General features: G+C 36.9%; 15 protein-coding genes. 6 read left to right on the top strand and 9 right to left on the bottom strand.

What is annotated here, in order from left to right:
* The first annotated feature begins 26 nt into the window (after positions 1-26).
* Genes H344_RS0107665 through H344_RS0107655 form a run of 3 tightly spaced genes read left to right on the top strand, consistent with a single transcriptional unit; the run spans position 27 to position 2,635 of the window.
* Positions 27-1,247: a sulfite oxidase gene (locus tag H344_RS0107665; protein ID WP_026809789.1), complete on the top strand. Its 1,221-nt coding sequence runs from the start codon at positions 27-29 to the stop codon at positions 1,245-1,247.
* Positions 1,248-1,736 carry a hypothetical protein gene (locus H344_RS0107660; RefSeq protein WP_026809788.1) on the top strand — a complete coding sequence of 163 codons (489 nt, stop codon included), beginning with the start codon at positions 1,248-1,250 and terminating at the stop codon, positions 1,734-1,736.
* Between the two features lie 17 nt (positions 1,737-1,753).
* Positions 1,754-2,635 carry a sterol desaturase family protein gene (locus H344_RS0107655; RefSeq protein WP_026809787.1) on the top strand — a complete coding sequence of 294 codons (882 nt, stop codon included), beginning with the start codon at positions 1,754-1,756 and terminating at the stop codon, positions 2,633-2,635.
* Positions 2,636-2,657: 22 nt separating this feature from the next.
* Here H344_RS0107655 and H344_RS0107650 read toward each other — a convergent pair whose 3' ends face one another.
* From H344_RS0107650 to H344_RS0107615, 8 genes are all read right to left on the bottom strand, one after another.
* Entirely contained in the window at positions 2,658-4,922 is a 2,265-nt protein-coding gene (locus H344_RS0107650) for a TonB-dependent receptor (RefSeq protein WP_026809786.1), read from the bottom strand.
* Between the two features lie 389 nt (positions 4,923-5,311).
* Positions 5,312-5,641, bottom strand: a complete 330-nt coding sequence (locus H344_RS0107645; protein WP_034256319.1) for a hypothetical protein — start codon at positions 5,639-5,641, stop codon at positions 5,312-5,314.
* A gap of 51 nt (positions 5,642-5,692) precedes the next feature.
* Positions 5,693-6,013, bottom strand: coding sequence for a DUF6787 family protein (locus H344_RS0107640; RefSeq protein ID WP_026809784.1), 321 nt, complete (start codon positions 6,011-6,013; stop codon positions 5,693-5,695).
* Positions 6,014-6,045: 32 nt separating this feature from the next.
* Positions 6,046-6,504 (bottom strand): DUF6146 family protein, encoded by a 459-nt coding sequence (locus H344_RS0107635; protein WP_034256318.1) that lies wholly within the window; start codon positions 6,502-6,504, stop codon positions 6,046-6,048.
* 66 nt (positions 6,505-6,570) lie between these two features.
* Positions 6,571-7,206 carry a DUF937 domain-containing protein gene (locus H344_RS0107630; RefSeq protein ID WP_026809782.1) on the bottom strand — a complete coding sequence of 212 codons (636 nt, stop codon included), beginning with the start codon at positions 7,204-7,206 and terminating at the stop codon, positions 6,571-6,573.
* A 139-nt stretch (positions 7,207-7,345) separates the two neighbouring features.
* Positions 7,346-8,296, bottom strand: coding sequence for a D-2-hydroxyacid dehydrogenase (locus H344_RS0107625; protein WP_026809781.1), 951 nt, complete (start codon positions 8,294-8,296; stop codon positions 7,346-7,348).
* A 106-nt stretch (positions 8,297-8,402) separates the two neighbouring features.
* Positions 8,403-9,467, bottom strand: a complete 1,065-nt coding sequence (gene serC, locus H344_RS0107620) for a 3-phosphoserine/phosphohydroxythreonine transaminase (RefSeq protein WP_026809780.1) — start codon at positions 9,465-9,467, stop codon at positions 8,403-8,405.
* A gap of 108 nt (positions 9,468-9,575) precedes the next feature.
* Positions 9,576-10,637, bottom strand: a complete 1,062-nt coding sequence (locus H344_RS0107615; protein ID WP_026809779.1) for an acyl-CoA reductase — start codon at positions 10,635-10,637, stop codon at positions 9,576-9,578.
* A gap of 86 nt (positions 10,638-10,723) precedes the next feature.
* Between H344_RS0107615 and H344_RS0107610 the strand changes: the two genes are divergently transcribed.
* The gene (locus tag H344_RS0107610; RefSeq protein WP_026809778.1) at positions 10,724-11,074 is read left to right on the top strand and encodes a 4Fe-4S dicluster domain-containing protein; all 351 of its coding nucleotides are present in this window, start codon (positions 10,724-10,726) and stop codon (positions 11,072-11,074) included.
* A gap of 114 nt (positions 11,075-11,188) precedes the next feature.
* Here the strand turns inward: H344_RS0107610 and H344_RS0107605 are convergent, their stop codons facing one another.
* Positions 11,189-13,864 carry a TonB-dependent receptor gene (locus H344_RS0107605; RefSeq protein WP_026809777.1) on the bottom strand — a complete coding sequence of 892 codons (2,676 nt, stop codon included), beginning with the start codon at positions 13,862-13,864 and terminating at the stop codon, positions 11,189-11,191.
* 170 nt (positions 13,865-14,034) lie between these two features.
* Here H344_RS0107605 and ychF point away from each other — a divergent pair, with 170 nt between their 5' ends.
* Both ychF and H344_RS0107590 read left to right on the top strand, forming a co-directional pair.
* A complete protein-coding gene (gene ychF / locus H344_RS0107600; RefSeq protein WP_026809776.1) occupies positions 14,035-15,129 on the top strand; it encodes a redox-regulated ATPase YchF in 1,095 nt (364 codons plus the stop codon).
* Between the two features lie 379 nt (positions 15,130-15,508).
* On the top strand, positions 15,509-17,365 hold the full coding sequence (locus H344_RS0107590; RefSeq protein WP_026809775.1) for a DNA topoisomerase IV subunit B: 1,857 nt from the start codon (positions 15,509-15,511) through the stop codon (positions 17,363-17,365).
* Position 17,366 lies beyond the last annotated feature (1 nt).

Below are 17,366 nucleotides of genomic sequence, written 5' to 3'. Positions count from 1 at the left end.
TCCATATTATTTAAGCATTAAATTACATGAAGAGAAGACATTTTGTAAAAAGAACAGCCTTAGGATCCTTAGCTGGACTATTAGGTGCAGAAATTGTTTTTGGGGCAAATATGCCCGATAATTATGATCTGTTGGGTTTGCAAGATCCTGATCCCTTTAAATTGTTTGGGAAGGATAAGGAAATGTTGGTTTTAAACAGCAAGCCTTGGAATATGGAGGCTATGGCTCATCTGTTAGATGATAAAATTACCCCTAACCCCTATATTTTTGTTCGTAACAACGGGAAAGTTCCAGAAGATATTAATGAAAAAGAATGGACTATTACCTTTGATGGGGAGTCCGTAAAAGAAGAGAAAACATTTTCCTTAGAGGAGCTAAAATCCAAGTTTAAGCATTATACCTATCAACTTACTCTAGAATGTGGAGGAAATGGTCGCAAGGAGTTTGACCCTCCTGCTAAAGGAAATCAATGGGGTATTGGTGCGGTATATTGTGCTAATTGGACAGGGGTTAGGTTAGGTGATGTATTAGATTATGTTGGTATTAAAAGTGATGCTGTATATATTGGGTATCATGCTATTGATAAACATTTAAGTGGTGACCCTACAAAGCAGCCAATCTCTAGAGGAGTTCCTATTTCCAAAGCTTATATGGATGAAACTTTATTAGCTTTTCAGATGAACGGAAAAGATATTCCATTAGTACACGGTTTTCCACTGCGTTTGGTATGCGGTGGATGGCCAGCCTCCACTTCTGGTAAATGGGTTAATAGGATAAGTGTACGGAATAAGGTGCACGATGGGGAGAAAATGACTGGTACTTCCTATAAAGTTCCTTGTCATCCTGTAGCTCCAGGGGAAAAAGTGAAAGAAGAGGATATGTGCATTATTGAGTCTATGCCAGTGAAATCGTTAATTACCTATCCTAAATCTGGTGCGCAATTGGCTAACGGTAAAAAACTTAATATTAGAGGACATGCATGGGCAGGAGAATTGGAAGTCTCAAAAGTATTTTATTCAATTGATTTTGGGGTAACTTGGTCCGAATGCACTTTAGAGAAACCAGTGAACAGATTAGCTTGGCAGCACTTTAAAGCGAGTATAAGTTTCCCTAAAACGGGATACTATGAGGTGTGGGCACGTGCTGTAGATGCCAATGGAGAGAGTCAGCCTATGCTTGTCCCTGGATGGAATCCTAAGGGATACTTAAATAATGCATGTCACAGAATTGCTGTTAAAATTGTATAAATGAAGGGGCAGGAAAATTTTAGAAATCAAGTAAAAGGTATTTATAATGTGCTTGTGGTATCCTGTATAATGGTATTTCTAATCGGGATATTGGGAGTAATCTATATGGTGTCACCTTCTTCATTCTCCTTTAAAACAGACAGTCCAAAGACTGAGATGATCACAGTGACAGAGGAAGGTGATGAGGACAACTGGGATAAGATAGAAGACGGGGTGCACCTGAGAACGGGATTAAAAGATGGCGAGGGGCTTATGACTGTAGTAAATAATTGTACTAATTGTCACTCTGCTCAATTGGTGATTCAAAATCGGATGAATCGTGAAAAATGGGTGGAGACGATACGATGGATGCAAGAAACCCAAAACCTCTGGGACCTAGGAAAGAATGAAGAGGTAATATTGGATTATTTAGTCACTAATTATCCATTATTAAAAAAAGGCAGAAGAGAGAATCTTACCAACATAGAGTGGTATACTCTAAATGAATGATTGTTAAGTAAAAGCAAATGTTTTTTGAAAAATATTTAGATGCATTTACCTCCTCTTTTTTTGGGATGGTAAATTGGACGTGGAGGTCTATTATATTGGATGTACCATGGTATACAAATTATTTTTGGGGTCTAATAGTTATTTCCCTTGTTGTTTGGGGGTTGGAAATTGTATTTCCTTGGAGAAAAAATCAGTCTATTTTTAGAAAGGATTTTTGGTTGGATGGATTTTATATGTTTTTCAACTTCTTCATTTTCGCAATTGTAATAAGCGGTTTTTATAAGGTCTTAGAGCTATTATTCCAAGATCTTGGAATAAAACAGAGCAGTTTAACTCTTTTGGACTTGTCTCCTTACCCCAATTGGCTGCAATTATTAATCTTTTTTATAGTATTAGATTTTGTGCAATGGTACACCCATTTGTTACTGCATAAATATCCTTTTTTATGGAAATTTCATCAAATACACCATAGCGTTAAGGAGATGGGTTTTGCTGCCCACTTACGGTTTCATTGGATGGAAAATGTCTTGTATAAGCCTTTAAAAACATTTGGAGTGATGATTCTGGGCGGATTTGAGCCAGAACAAGCTTATATGGTTCATTTCTTTGCAATTACCATTGGTCATCTAAACCATGCTAATATTAAAATAACCTATGGTCCCTTAAAATATGTTTTAAATAATCCCGTAATGCATTTATATCATCATGCCTATGAATTGCCCGATGGAAAAAATGGAATAAACTACGGGATAAGTCTTAGTTTGTGGGATTATATTTTTAAAACTAACTACATTCCTGAAGACAGTGGAAAGCTTAAACTAGGGTTTGAAGGGGACGAAGAGATTCCTAAGTCATTCTTTAAGCAATTAATCTATGGCTTGAGAAAACCCAAGCCATAGAAAGTAATTTATGCTTTAATTATTAAAGATGAATAGTTGCTCCTAGGGTAAAAAATCTCCCCATATTAAATATGCCGTCGGTTTTTAATCGAGATAGGTGATCAATGTATTGTTTGTCTAAAATGTTATTTACACTGAAATTAACATTTATGGATTTATTCATAAGTGTTAACTCTCCGCTTAAGCCTGCATCCAATAGTGAATAAGCTGGTGATATGGTTTCATTTTCGCTTACCCTTCCTTGTTTAAATATATTATTTAGTGTGATATAGGCGTTAGATTTCGTCCACCAGGTATCATTACTTAAAAATTCAACTCTAAAGGTATTAGTAAGTTTGTTTGCAGGGATTAGTGGTAATGAGTCGCCATTATCTAATTCTCCAAATACAGTTTGATAGCTGCTTTCTAAATGTAGCCAATCATAGGGATGGGGGTGTAAGTGGAAGCCAATTTCTCCTCCGTATAGTGTAGCGTCATCCTGAAGGTATCTATAAACAGACCTGTCATTAATAAAGGTCCCATCAGGAGAAATGAAGATATAGTTTTTAACGCTATTGTGGAAACCATTTATATAAAATTCGAGGTGCTCGTTTTTAAATTCCAAAGCTAAGTCCAATTGAATGTTCTGTTCATTTTTTAAATCTGCATTACCAATTTCAAATCTGTTTGCCCCAGCATGGCCTCCGTAGGAAGTAAGTTCTGCCAAATTAGGAGCTCTAAAACCAGTTGCTATATTAAAACGTCCAGTAAACGCTTCAGAAATGTTATTTTTATAGCCAAATGCACCGTTAAAACTATTAAAACTTCGATTTACTTCAGGAATATACCCTTCTTCTCCCATAGTTCCATAAGAGTTTCCAGCTATACTTCTATGGTCGAAACGTATTCCTAATTGAAAATCGTTATTATCATTTAAATGATAATGAGTAGTCCCCAATACACCAAAATCTTGAGTTGTTGCATCTGGAATTAAGGCTTCTTCCCCGTAGTTTTTGTTGGATTGATAAATCCCTTGTACTCCTATGGCAGTTTCAAATTTTTCCCAAATCGGAAATTGGTATAAAGCATTGTAGCTAAATGTATTAAGCTTCATGTCCAAAGCAGCATCTTCATGTTCTTCTTCTTCGTCACCATGATCGGCTTCACCTTCATGATGGTGGTGTTCTTCAAATTCCTTTCTATAGTTGCCTACATAACCTAGAGTAACATCTAAACTAGAATTTTCAAAGAAGATTTTGGTTTTAGAACTTAAGATATGGTTATTTATTTCTTGATATGGCAATTCTGGTGTTCTAGAAGTGGTTTGCTCACCAATAGATTCCGGTATTCCTAGATTAGATTGGTTGTAGTTGTATCGCAATTCGGTGTTAAAAACTGTATTTAGATATCCTACGCCCACTTTTAGGTCTTTCTCGTTAAATCTAGAATTGGTTACTCTTCTGCCATCTCCTCCAATATAATCTATATGGTTATCGGCGGCCAATCTCGCTAAAAACCTGAGGTTATTTCCGGAAGACCGAATTCCTGCGTTACTAGATATACCTCTAGTATTAGTATTGTAACTCAGATTAACATCGCCTTCGGTGGAATTGGCGCTAGCGAACCGTTCTGGGTTTAAATACAACACACCACCCATGGCATCCGATCCATAGAGTAGGGAGGCGGGGCCTTTTATCACTTCTACGCTCTCTATTCCGGCTTCGTTAACACCTAGACCATGTTCTGCTCCAAATTGCTGATTTTCCAATCGTATGCCTTGAGTATAAACTAGCACTCTGTTAGAGGTTAATCCCCTAATAACGGGTTTCCCTATACCAACACCTGTTGAAACCACATCTACACCAGGTATTTTACCAATGCCTTCTACCAAAGTAGGTGCCCCTGTAGATTTTAAGGCTGCTATCTTTGCGTATTCTACCTTCATTACATTATCGCGCTGTAATTTGTGAAAAGGAGTAGATACAATAACCTCATCCATTTCTATAGCACTAGGAGCGAGATTTATATTTAAATTATTTTCCCCTTTTTGGATGGCAATATTTTGGCTAAAGCTTTGAAAGCCGATGTAAGATGCTACCACTTTATAAGTGCCAAGGGGTAGATTGCTGATCTTAAATTCTCCATTTTCATTTGTTACACCCCCTTTTTGTAAGTCTGGAAAATAAATGGAAACTTGCTCTAAGGGTTGATCGGTGGATTTCTCTGTAATCTTTCCAATGAGGGAGTTCTGGGCCGTAGAGGAGTAGAACGCGAAAGTACAGAGTAACGACAATAGTAGTTTTTTCATTTGTAGAAATAGTTATGATTATAGGGTAGTCATTTATAATGAATTAAGAATAAGATTGATCTAAAGCTTATTCTTTTGATGGGTCATCTTAAAATCTATAAATGCTCCCTTTAAGTTTATATGTTTTAATTCTAATTTTATTAAAATGCTCAAGCTTATCTATAGAAAACTAGCTTTAATAAACTGGTGAAATAGAGTTTATCAAAAATAGTTTTCATAAATAATAACATCTGAGCTATGGTGGTTTTAAGGCATTTCGAAGCGACTAGCCTTTAAAATAGAATAGCGTATTTAGATATGAGTATTATAGAAGGTAATTATTCCATAAAGAAAACTTCTGATACGGATATCCTATGCAAAGTTTAGCTTAGTTCTTTTTGAAAAGCCTATTATATTAAAGAAGGAGGTCCCCTTAGGGAGAAGTGTAAATCCTGATATTTACTTAAGAACTGGTAGTAATCAACTATTTTTATCTTACTTACTGTCCAGATAGGGTCATCTATCCCTGAAAATTCTGGAAAAACAAAGTGTGAAATATTGAATTTATGAAATTCACATTCCAATTCAACTTCGTGTACATGTAATTTGCCCTTTTCTTTACAGACAAAAGTGTGGTGTTCTAAGATGGCGTGCTTAGCTTTTAAACCACCAGGCAACGCAAATAAGGCCACCATTAGGATGGATAGTAGAGGCAAGATATGTTCTCGAAAAGATATCACAATTCAAATCTATCCTTATACATGGACAAGGGGTGTTAAGAAAAGTATAATTTATTTAAAAATGAAGCCCAATCCCATTCGGCTTAGCATCTTTTTCTCAAATTCCCAGAAAAATTTAAACTGACCAAATAGCCAACCATAGACCACCAAGAGTATTTGGTAGAAAGGAAAGATCAATAATATTCTAAAAAGAAGATAGATAAGACCTCCCCATATAAAATCTGGAGAAAAACTATCGCGATGTAATCCTATAAAATTAAGGAATGGCTTTGCTATAAAAACCGCAGAGGAGCCAGTAATAGAAAAAACCACAAAGATTATGGCCAATTGAAAATTAGAGGAAACTCCCCATCGTTCTTTTAACTTCTTCATACATTACAATAATCGATGGCAAATATAAGTTTTTAAATGCGGGGAACAAAGGGCCCTAGCCGCTGATTATATTTCCTCTGAAAATATATAAAGTAGTAATACAGTTTATAGTTTACTTCATAGCCGTAATCAATATGGGGGCTATAATCAATATGCATTTCGTAAAGGTTAGGGTTATATCTTAAAGGTTGGGATACCCTCATATTCCATTCGCTTACATAAATCTGATTTCTATTCTCTAGGTAAGATTGTGAGTGATACCCTTCTGGTTTGGCTACACTTTGTAACCAAAAATCGAATCCAGGTTCAATAATTATAATTCCATACTCTACTTCTTCATTTACTATAGAAATAGTATCTCCTTCAGTTTTCGCAAAGGCCATTTTTTCCTCTTCAGATACGGCAATAGCTTGTTTAGTGCCTCCGCATCCAATTATGGAAAAGGAGAACATGAGAATGGATAATAGAATAAATATATGGATATTTCTCATAGTATTAAGATACAAAAAGCCATTTGTCTTCACAAATGGCTTTCCTTAAAAAATATGTAAATCTTTTTATTTCCCGAAAAGTCCGCCTAGCATTCCGCCAAGTCCGCCTTTCTTTTTGTTGCCACCCATTACCATACCGGCAACATCGTCTAAAATACTACCATCACCATCAGCATCTAATAAAGATGTTATTAAGCTTTGGTTCTGTTCTGGTTGTCCGCCTAACATGCCTCCTAATAAGCTGTTTAAATCTCCAGCATCATTAATATTGCTTTGCGATTTTTGCTTCCCTAGGTAAGACATTACTAAGGGCGCAGCAATCTTTAAGATTTGCGCTACAGATCCGGCGTCTAAACCAGATTTCTGACTTAAGGCAGTTTCTACAGCTGTTTGTTTTCCACCAAATACGTGACTAAGGATTCCTTCACCATCTTTGATTACGGAATCATCTACCCCGCCACTAAAAAGTCCACCTAAATTATTTAACAAGCTTCCATCGTGCTTGTTAGAAGATAAGGCACTTAGTAATCCTGCTGCACCCTGTGGAGAGGATGCGTTCTTTTTCATACCGCCCAAAAGTAGTGGCATTGCCATACTTAAAACATCGGCAGTTTTATTTTCTGGTTGCCCGGTTTGACTAGCAACACCACTAATTAGTTGCTTGCCCATTGGGCCATTTAATAGATCTAATAATCCTGACATATTATGATTTTTTATTCTGTTTATTAATATTGGTAGTCCAAGTTACAAAAAAATACTGCATAGATGTAAGGTTACGTTAAACTATAAAGGCCTCATCATCTAAACAAATCATTATGTATTAATATTATATGAAAGGTGTTTAATTGTATAGCGCAATTATTTGGGTTGCTAATTCTTGTCCTATTCGGTCTTGTGCCTCTGAGGTGGCAGCACCAATATGTGGCGTTAAAGAAATATCGGGATGCATTAATACTCTAATCTCTGGCATGGGCTCGGACTCAAAAACATCTAAACCAGCAAAAGAAACCTTACGGGATTCCAAAGCGTTTACTAGAGCAACTTCGTCTAATACACCTCCTCGGGCGGCATTAACGATTCCTACTCCGTCTTTCATCATTGCGAACTCTTTTTCACCAATGAGATATGATTTTTGAGCAGGAACATGTAGACTTATAAAGTCAGATTCTCTAAGTAATTGTTCAAATGTAGTTCCCTCGAGATCAAAAGATATAGATCTACCGTCAAAAAAGGGTATGGTGACCGTTGCTTCTTTTAATTTAGGATCTACAAACAAAACCCTCATTCCTAACCCTAGAGCGATTTTTGCTGTTTCCCTACCTATTCTCCCAAAACCAATAATCCCTAAGGTTTTATTACGTAGTTCGATACCGTTGGAATATGCTTTTTTTAATTTACTGAAATTGCTATCCCCTTCCAAAGGCATATTTCTATTGGCATCATGTAAAAAACGAACTCCACTGAACAAATGAGCAAAAACAAGCTCCGCAACAGAAGAGGAGGATGCAGATGGGGTGTTAATTACATGTAATCCTTTAGATTTTGCATAGCTTACCTCAATATTATCCATTCCTACTCCGCCACGCCCTATAATCTTTAAACTGGGGCACTTATCTATTAACTCTTTAGTTACTTGCGTTGCACTCCTCACTAGAAGAACGGTAACCTTATTATCATTGATATAGGGAATAAGCTGTTCCTGTGCTACCCGAATAGATAACACTTCAAAACCAGCTTTTTCTAGTTCTTTTTTACCGCTTTCTGATATTCCGTCGTTTGCTAATACTTTCATTTCTTTCCTATTCTTGTTCTTTCTCTCTAACTTAGGGAGAGGCTAAAATAACCTGTGTTTTTGTAACTGTTTAATTCCTTCTTAATGTGATATAAAAGAAATAGAATTACCCTTTTCTCTCTAGTTCACTCATTACATCTACAAGAGTACCAACGCTATCTAAGGATAATGCATTGTACATAGATGCTCTATAACCCCCTATAGATCTATGACCGTTAATACCATTGATTCCGGCTTCTTTACACATCTCATCAAAAACACCTTTAAGTTTTTCCTCTGTTAAATTGAAAGTGGCGTTCATTAAAGAGCGGTCTTCCTTGGCAGCATAACCGCGGAAAAGTGGATTTAAGTCGATTTCTGAGTAAAGGAGTCGAGCTTTCTTCTCATTCACCTCTTCTATAGCAGCAATTCCTCCTAGGTTTTTCAACCATTCAAGGGTAAGCATAGAAACATATACCGGAAATACCGCTGGTGTGTTAAACATACTGTCTTTTTCTATGTGTACCTTGTAATTTAACATAGACGGAATCGCTCTAGAAACCTTACCTAAAATGTCTTCTTTAATAATTAGAAGTGTTGTTCCTGCTGGCCCCATGTTTTTTTGTGCTCCAGCATAGATTAAATCGAACTGTGAGAAATCAAGCTGTCTGGAGAAAATATCAGAGCTCATGTCACAGACTAATGGACATGTGGTTTTAGGGAATTCTTTTATTTGGGTTCCAAAAATAGTGTTATTCGAGGTAAGGTGTAGGTAATCTAAATCCGTTGAGATATTATACCCTTTAGGAATGTAATTAAAGTCTTTATCCTTGGAGGAGCCAACTTCAATAACTTCACCAAAAATCTTAGCTTCTTTAATGGCTTTCCCTGCCCATGTACCTGTATTTAAATAGCCTGCTTTTTTCTCTAATAAGTTATAAGCCACCATTAAAAACTCCATACTGGCACCACCTTGTAGAAATAAAGCTTTATAGCCTTTGTCTTGTAGGTTTAAAAGCTCTAAAGCTAAAGACCTAGCCTTTTCCATTACTTCTACAAAATCCTTACTTCTATGGGAGATTTCTATTAAAGACAGTCCTAAACCATTAAAATCTAGAACTGCTTCTGATGCTTTTTTCATTACTTCCTGAGGAAGGATGCAAGGTCCGGCACTAAAATTATGTTTTTTCATTTTCTTTATTTTACTATTCTACAATTGTAATTAGCCCTTTAAAATTCATGGGCGTTTAAAGGTCATAAATATTTTAAACGCACACTATAGTTTTGTGAAAATCTTCTATTATAAATTCAATAGGAATTCTATAGTGTCCATATTATCCGCATAGTCAGTTAAAGAGGGTTTTTGCGTTTGTCCAAAAGGAATTTCAGCGGTAGTAAATCCATCTGCAACTATGCACTGTAACTTGTCACTTTCTTTTTCTAAGTTTCCTTTTAGCGTTTCTAGAGAGTCATAGGTCTCATAGAATAATGTTGCTATAGGGGAGGAGTAGCTTGTATCTTCCTTTAACATTAGAAAACCATTTTCTAAAATTGGGAATAAGCTCATTAAATATACTGCTTTATTATAATCGTAATTATTGGCATACTTAGCATGATCTACAATATTGTGATAAGGGTAGATTGCCTTAAAAAATAGATCGAAATCATAATCTTTAGGGACAAATAGTTTTGAAACACTTCTACACCCAAGTCCATAATACCTGAAAACGTCCTCTCCTAGAGCCTGGAGTTGTGGTTGAGTTTCACGTCCGGTAAGAACGGCGACAGAATTTCGGTTTTTGCGAATTATGTTAGGCTTTTTACTGAAATAATGTTCAAAGTAACGAGCGGTATTATCACTTCCGGTAGCGATAACGGCATCAAAATTTTCTAGCTTCCCATCTGCAAAGAAGATTGCGTCTTTAAAACTCGGTTCAATTTCTATTAAATAACTAGAGATAAAAGGTAACAACACCTTGTCATTAGAAGAGAGCTTTACAATTATATTATTTCCGGTGATAAGTGTACTTAAAAAGTCGTGAAACCCTACCAAAGGTATGTTTCCAGCCATTACAACTGCCACAGATTTTGGAGGGTTATTTCCAATTTGGTAGTGGGATAACCAGTTATTTAATTTTTCTTCCTCTAATAATTCTCCCCAAGTGTTTATACTAAAAAGAATATTTTCTGGTGTAAACCACCCATTCTTATGTCCGGCAAGGGTAATTGCATCATCAAATGCATTAAACCACGGATTAGAATTATGGTCTATTTTGGGACTATTTTTAGCATATTCGTAGTATTCCTTAAAAAAATTGCCCAGCTTAATTAAAGCATTCAATCTTGTTGTGTGCTCAGTCATTATATTTGTAAAAGATTTTATTAGGCTTTATATTTGTGCAAAAGTATTGATCCTGTATTTAATTCAGCATATAAAGAATAGAAAAAATGGCAATTATAATAACAGATGAGTGTATAAATTGTGGAGCATGTGAACCAGAATGTCCAAATAATGCAATTTATGAGGGTGCAGATGATTGGCGATATAGTGACGGTACCCTACTGGAGGGGAAGGTTAAATTGCCAAATGGGAAAGAGGTAGATGCCGATGAGTCTCAAGAACCAGTTAGTGATGAGATTTATTATATAGTTCCCGACAAATGTACAGAGTGTAAAGGCTTCCATGATGAACCTCAGTGTGCAGCGGTATGTCCGGTAGATTGTTGTGTGCCTGATGATGACAATGTGGAAACAGAAGAAGAATTGCTTGGTAAGCAAAGGTTTATGCATCCAGATTAGTACTGGTTGAGTTAAAAGACCTTAAAATATGTAAAAGCTCTTGATGCTTGTTAATGAAAAGGCCTGCCCAAATTAAATGAGCAGGCCTTTTTCAGTCTAAAGGAAGGAGAGTGGTTAAAAGCTAAACCCTAGTTTTGCATAGTAGTAGGCGCCTCCGAATCCCATCTGCACTGCATCCCAGTAGCCGCCACCTTCTACCCAGTCGTCCTGTTGGTCTGGGTATATATTAAAAAGGTTATTGGCACCAATATTTAGTTTTAAGCCTTCTGTTAATTGATAACCAAAGACCAGGTCAGTTACCAATTTAGGGTCATAGGTATCGGTAGATTGGAATATTTTATCCTCAAAGCTCGCATAGTCCGAAGTAGGCTCTAGCATTTGGTAATCCAATAGCTCTACCTTACTAAAGTGGGTAAACGCTAATCCTGCATCAAATTTATTGTTACTGTAGTTCATATTCAGCGTAAGCTTACTTTTAGGAGCGGAAGCCAATAAGAATCCCTTATCTCTTTCTCCAAAGAATGTTTCGGCATCTAGGTTGCCGTTATTCACCTTATCAATCTTCATATCATTTATATTCCCAATAAATGCTGCAGATAATTTGCTTTCATTGAATGTTTTTCTCCAAGACAAAACAATGTCCAAACCTGTAGTTTTGGTATCCACTCCGTTAACGAAGAATTGTGCTGCCTCCACGTTAGGGATTTGTGGCGCATCAAAATTTCCAGTCAATACAATTCGATCATCAACTTTTATATAATACCCATCAACGGTTGCAGTAAAATCCCCGAAGTTTGCAGTAAAACCCAGTCCAGCGTTTAGTGCTTTCTCCTCTTTTAATTGTCCAATGCCAAATGAGGCGGTAACAGGGCTGTTGTTTGGGGATAGTAATTGATCTACTGCATCACCACCTATAAAATTGGTGAAGCGAAGATTGTAATAAATTTGGGCTAGGGAAGGAGCTCTAAAGCCAGTACTTACTGAACCTCGAATATTTACTGCCTCAGATGCTTTTAGTCGGGCTGCTAGTTTCCCATTTAAAGTACTACCAAAATCGCTAAAATTCTCAAATCTTGCAGCGGCACTTAGTAGGAAAGATTCGGTAAACTCAAACTCGCCATCTGCATATAGAGAAAAGTTGCTTCTCCCACGATCTACCTCGTTAGCAGGACCATATCCTGGGAACCCTTGAGAACCTCCAGGGCGCAATTCTCCGCTTATGGGGTCTGTTGGCTGGGTTTGGTTAGAAGGATCGGTAATGAGAAGTCCGTTTACATCATATGTTCCCCATGTACCTTCCTCGCCGGCAAATATGATAAAGTTTTCAGTCCTATATTCCGCTCCGAAAGCAAGGTTCATTCCCTCTAAAACATCGTCGTAATATTTAGAGAAATCTAGATTTAATGTATTCTGTGTCAAATTATGTCCACCAGCATCAAAATCGGTAGGGGAAACCTCCTCCATAGAAGCATTTAAGGTTCCTTTTATGAAGTAATGAAAACTGTTCTTCCCATAGGTGTTACTAAAATCTAATTTCCATCCACTATCCAATACTGTTCTGAATCCTGCGGAAACTGAATTATCTACAATATTTGAAGTAATTCTTGGGTTAAATCCGTTGGGGTAGATAGTGGGTATTACTCTGTTTCCATCGTTTCTAGTAAAGGCAAATGCATCTGTATCCCTATAATTTCTACCTCCAAAGGCATAAAATTCAGCCTTCTCCGAAAGGGGAACTGAGGCGTTAACCATTAAATTAAAACCTTCAATGGCGGCTTCACCAAACCCTCTTCTAAAATCGAATCCTGGTCTAAGGGTCTTATTTTTCTTAACATACTCTGTGGTAACGTTTACATAACCCCCGTTATTTCCGACTGCAGCACCAAAATTAACTCCTGCTTTTACCGATCCGCCGTCAAAACTTTTGTCACTGCCTATAGCATTACCATCTTTATCAGTATCTAATCTATTGCCATCCGTATTTGGAGTTCCTGCAGGAAAATCACCTGGCGCATTGGTATTGTAAGCACCATAATTAATAAAACCGTTAACCTTGTTAGTATTGTCCTTTAAGACAATATTAATTACTCCTGCTATAGCGTCAGAACCGTATTGAGCTGCCGCTCCATCTCGTAAGATTTCTATTCTCTTTATGGCGGAAGCGGGAATTGCATTTAAGTCAGTACCCGTATTTCCTCGTCCTTTGGTGCCAAATATATTGACTAAAGAAGATTGATGTCTTCTCTTTCCGTTAATGAGGACTAAGGTCTGATCTGGCCCTAAACCCCTTAGGGTAGCTGGGTCTATATGGTCTGCCCCGTCTGATCCAGATTGTTTATTAGCATTAAAGGATGGAGCTGCATACTGTAGAAGTTCATTAACTTCTATCCGTCCGCTTTGGGTGGTTACCTCTGCTATGTCTATTACATCAACAGGGACCGCAGTGTCTGTAGAAGTCCTTTTAGGGCTCCTAGAGCCTACTAATTGTACTTCGTCTAATAACATGCCTTCAGAGAGAGAGATGTTAATAGTCTGTCTGCCAGAAACTGCTTCTTCTGTGGTGTTATATCCAATATAACTAAAGACTAGGGTTGCATTATCTAATACGGAAATATTATAGTTCCCATCAAAATCAGTGGAAGTGCCGTTTGTTGTTCCTTTCTCTACAATATTTACTCCAACTAAGGGCAAGCCGTCTTGATCGGTAACCGTTCCCGTTACCGATGTTTGGGCTGATACATAGGATAGGCCAAATATCGCTAGAAGTGTCAATAATCCAATTGGTTTCATAATGGTTGATATTTTTTTGGTTTTAATAAATGTACTGAATTATTTTGTACATAATTTATAATCGGTAAAATAGATAAAGGAAGCCTTAGAAATAGTATCTTTGCCGCTGTTTAAAAAAAGCTTTTGGAAAGCAGGATAGCTTTCCTTCTACTTTATAATATGTTATAACCATGAAAGCAGGTATCGTAGGATTACCCAATGTAGGTAAATCCACTCTTTTTAATTGTTTGTCTAATGCTAAAGCGCAGAGCGCTAATTTTCCATTTTGTACCATTGAGCCCAATATTGGGGTGGTTAATGTACCGGACCCCCGGTTGGAGAAGTTAGAAGAGCTTGTTAAGCCTGAAAGAGTATTGCCAGCTACTGTAGAAATTGTAGATATTGCTGGATTGGTTAAAGGAGCTAGTAAAGGAGAAGGTTTAGGAAATCAATTCTTGGGTAATATTCGAGAAACAGATGCTATTTTACATGTGCTTCGTTGCTTTGACAATGATAATATTGTTCACGTAGACGGTTCTATAAATCCTATACGCGATAAGGAGACCATAGATATGGAGCTTCAGCTAAAAGACTTGGAAACTGTAGAGAAAAAGCTAGACAAGGTAAAACGTGCCGCTAAAACAGGAAACAAAGAGGCTCAGAAAGAAGAGGCGGTACTATTAAAGGTAAAACAAGGCTTGGAAGCTGGAGATTCTGTTAGAGCAATAGATATTTCCAAGGAAGATAGGGCTGAGTTTGTGAAACCTTTACAATTTATCACCGATAAACCAGTGATGTACGTTTGTAATGTTGATGAAGATGCTGCAACAACAGGTAATGCGTATGTAGAACAGGTAAAAGAAGCTGTTGCAAAAGAAAATGCTGAAGTAATCTTTTTAGCAGTGGGTACAGAGGCTGATATTACTGAGCTTGATAGTTATGAGGAGCGTCAGTTATTTTTGGAAGATATAGGTCTCTCTGAACCAGGATCAGCAAAGTTGATTCGTGGTGCCTATAGGCTGTTAAATCTAGACACTTATTTCACTGCTGGGGTAAAGGAAGTTCGCGCTTGGACCATTCCTGTAGGGGCTACAGCTCCACAAGCAGCAGGTGTAATCCATACTGATTTTGAGAAAGGATTTATTAGAGCAGAAGTTATTGCTTATGAAGACTTTGTTAACTACGGAAGTGAGGCTAAAGTGAAGGAAGCAGGAAAAATGAGAGTAGAGGGTAAAGAGTATATTGTTAAGGATGGGGATGTTGTACACTTCCGTTTTAACGTATAATCCAATACGCTAATTACATTCTTCCGTGTAAACTAGTATTTTTGCATTATAGATCGTTAGTCTTACTTGCTTTCTATACTAAAAGTGTCTGTCCTTGCGTTTTCATGACTTAATTAATAGATTCAATTGAGGTAATTTCCCCTCCTTTGCAATATTATGCATTAGGGGATGAAAATTGGATTATTTTTAGTATAATAGACCTGTATTGCAGCAATGGAGTGGTAGTAGGATTATTCTTAAGGATTTCATTATTTTTGTCTTTAGGTTTCTTGCTATCAACAAAACCTTGATTGGTATTGTTAATTACTTTAACAATTAGAGGTTTCATCTTTTTATAACCATTGCTATATTAGCGATACTTTCATTTAAAGCCCTAAAAATGTTAGAAAATACCCAGTATACAGAAGATAACATCCGTTCATTAGATTGGAAAGAACATATTAGGATGCGTCCTGGTATGTACATAGGGAAGCTGGGAGATGGCTCCTCGGCAGATGATGGGATATATATACTTTTAAAGGAAGTAATAGATAATAGTATTGATGAGTTTGTAATGGGGTCTGGGAAGACGATTGAGATCGGAATCCGAGATAATGTTGTGAACGTTAGAGATTACGGTCGTGGAATTCCTTTGGGGAAAGTAGTAGATGTGGTCTCTAAAATGAATACAGGGGGGAAATATGACTCCCGAGCATTTAAAAAATCTGTTGGGTTAAACGGGGTAGGTACCAAGGCGGTAAATGCACTTTCTAGTTATTTTAAAGTAGAGTCTTCCCGTGAAAATAAACTTAAGGTTGCCGAGTTTACTCAAGGAAATTTAGTGAGCGAAACTGAGCCAGAGGAATCTTCTAGGCGCAAAGGAACTAAGGTAAGTTTTACCCCAGACGAGGAAATCTTCAAAAAATACAAGTATAGGAATGAGTATGTAGAGCGAATGCTCAAGAATTATGTGTACTTAAATCCTGGACTTACCATTGTTTTTAATGGTGAGAAATTTCATTCTGAAAACGGATTAAAGGATTTATTGGAGGATAATAACAGCCTAGACGATATGGCATACCCAATTATCCACCTTAAAGGCGAAGATATTGAGATTGCCATTACTCATAGTAAAACTCAATATAGTGAGGAGTATCACTCTTTCGTAAACGGACAGCATACTACTCAAGGAGGGACGCATCAAGCAGCTTTCCGTGAGGGCATTGTAAAAACAGTTCGTGATTTTTACGGAAAGAATTATGAGGCTTCAGATATTAGGAAGTCAATTATCAGTGCTATTGCCATTAAAGTAATGGAGCCTGTTTTTGAGAGTCAGACCAAAACAAAATTAGGATCTACGGAAATGGGAGGGGAGCTTCCCACTGTTAGGACCTACGTTAATGATTTTGTGGGAACTCAATTAGACAACTATCTTCATAAGAATCCAGATACTGCTGAAAAGCTGCAACGTAAAATAATGCAGGCAGAACGGGAGCGGAAAGAATTATCAGGTATTCGAAAATTAGCTAGAGATAGGGCTAAGAAAGCGAGCCTGCACAACAAAAAACTACGGGACTGTAGAGTACATCTAGGAGATTCTAAAAACGAACGTTGTTTGGAGAGCACCTTATTTATTACGGAGGGTGATTCTGCATCGGGTTCTATAACTAAGTCTAGAGATGTAAACACCCAAGCAGTGTTTAGTTTACGAGGGAAGCCGTTGAACTCTTACGGGATGACCAAAAAGATCGTTTATGAAAATGAGGAGTTCAATTTATTGCAAGCAGCTTTAAATATAGAAGAATCTATAGAAGATTTAAGGTATAACAAAATAGTAATTGCTACTGATGCCGATGTAGATGGTATGCATATTAGATTGTTGTTAATTACCTTTTTTCTTCAATTCTTCCCGGAATTAATAAAAGAAAATCATTTATTTATTTTACAAACACCTTTATTCCGTGTTAGAAATAAAAAGAATACCTATTACTGTTATAGCAATGAAGAGAAGCAAGAGGCTATGGAAAAAGTAGGTAGTGCTGCTGAAATTACAAGATTTAAGGGGTTGGGTGAAATTTCTCCAGACGAATTTAAGCATTTTATCGGTCAGGATATTAGATTAGAACCGGTGATGCTAGATAAGGCTATGTCTATAGAAAGTTTATTGGAATTCTATATGGGAAAAAACACCCCTGATCGACAAGAATTTATTATTGATAATCTTAGAGTTGAACTTGACCTTATAGAGGACAATTAAT

This window comes from Arenibacter latericius DSM 15913 (assembly GCF_000424985.1).
Lineage (GTDB): Bacteria > Bacteroidota > Bacteroidia > Flavobacteriales > Flavobacteriaceae > Arenibacter > Arenibacter latericius.
Note: the sequence above shows the minus strand (reverse complement) of the source record. Positions and strands in the feature narration are given on the sequence as shown.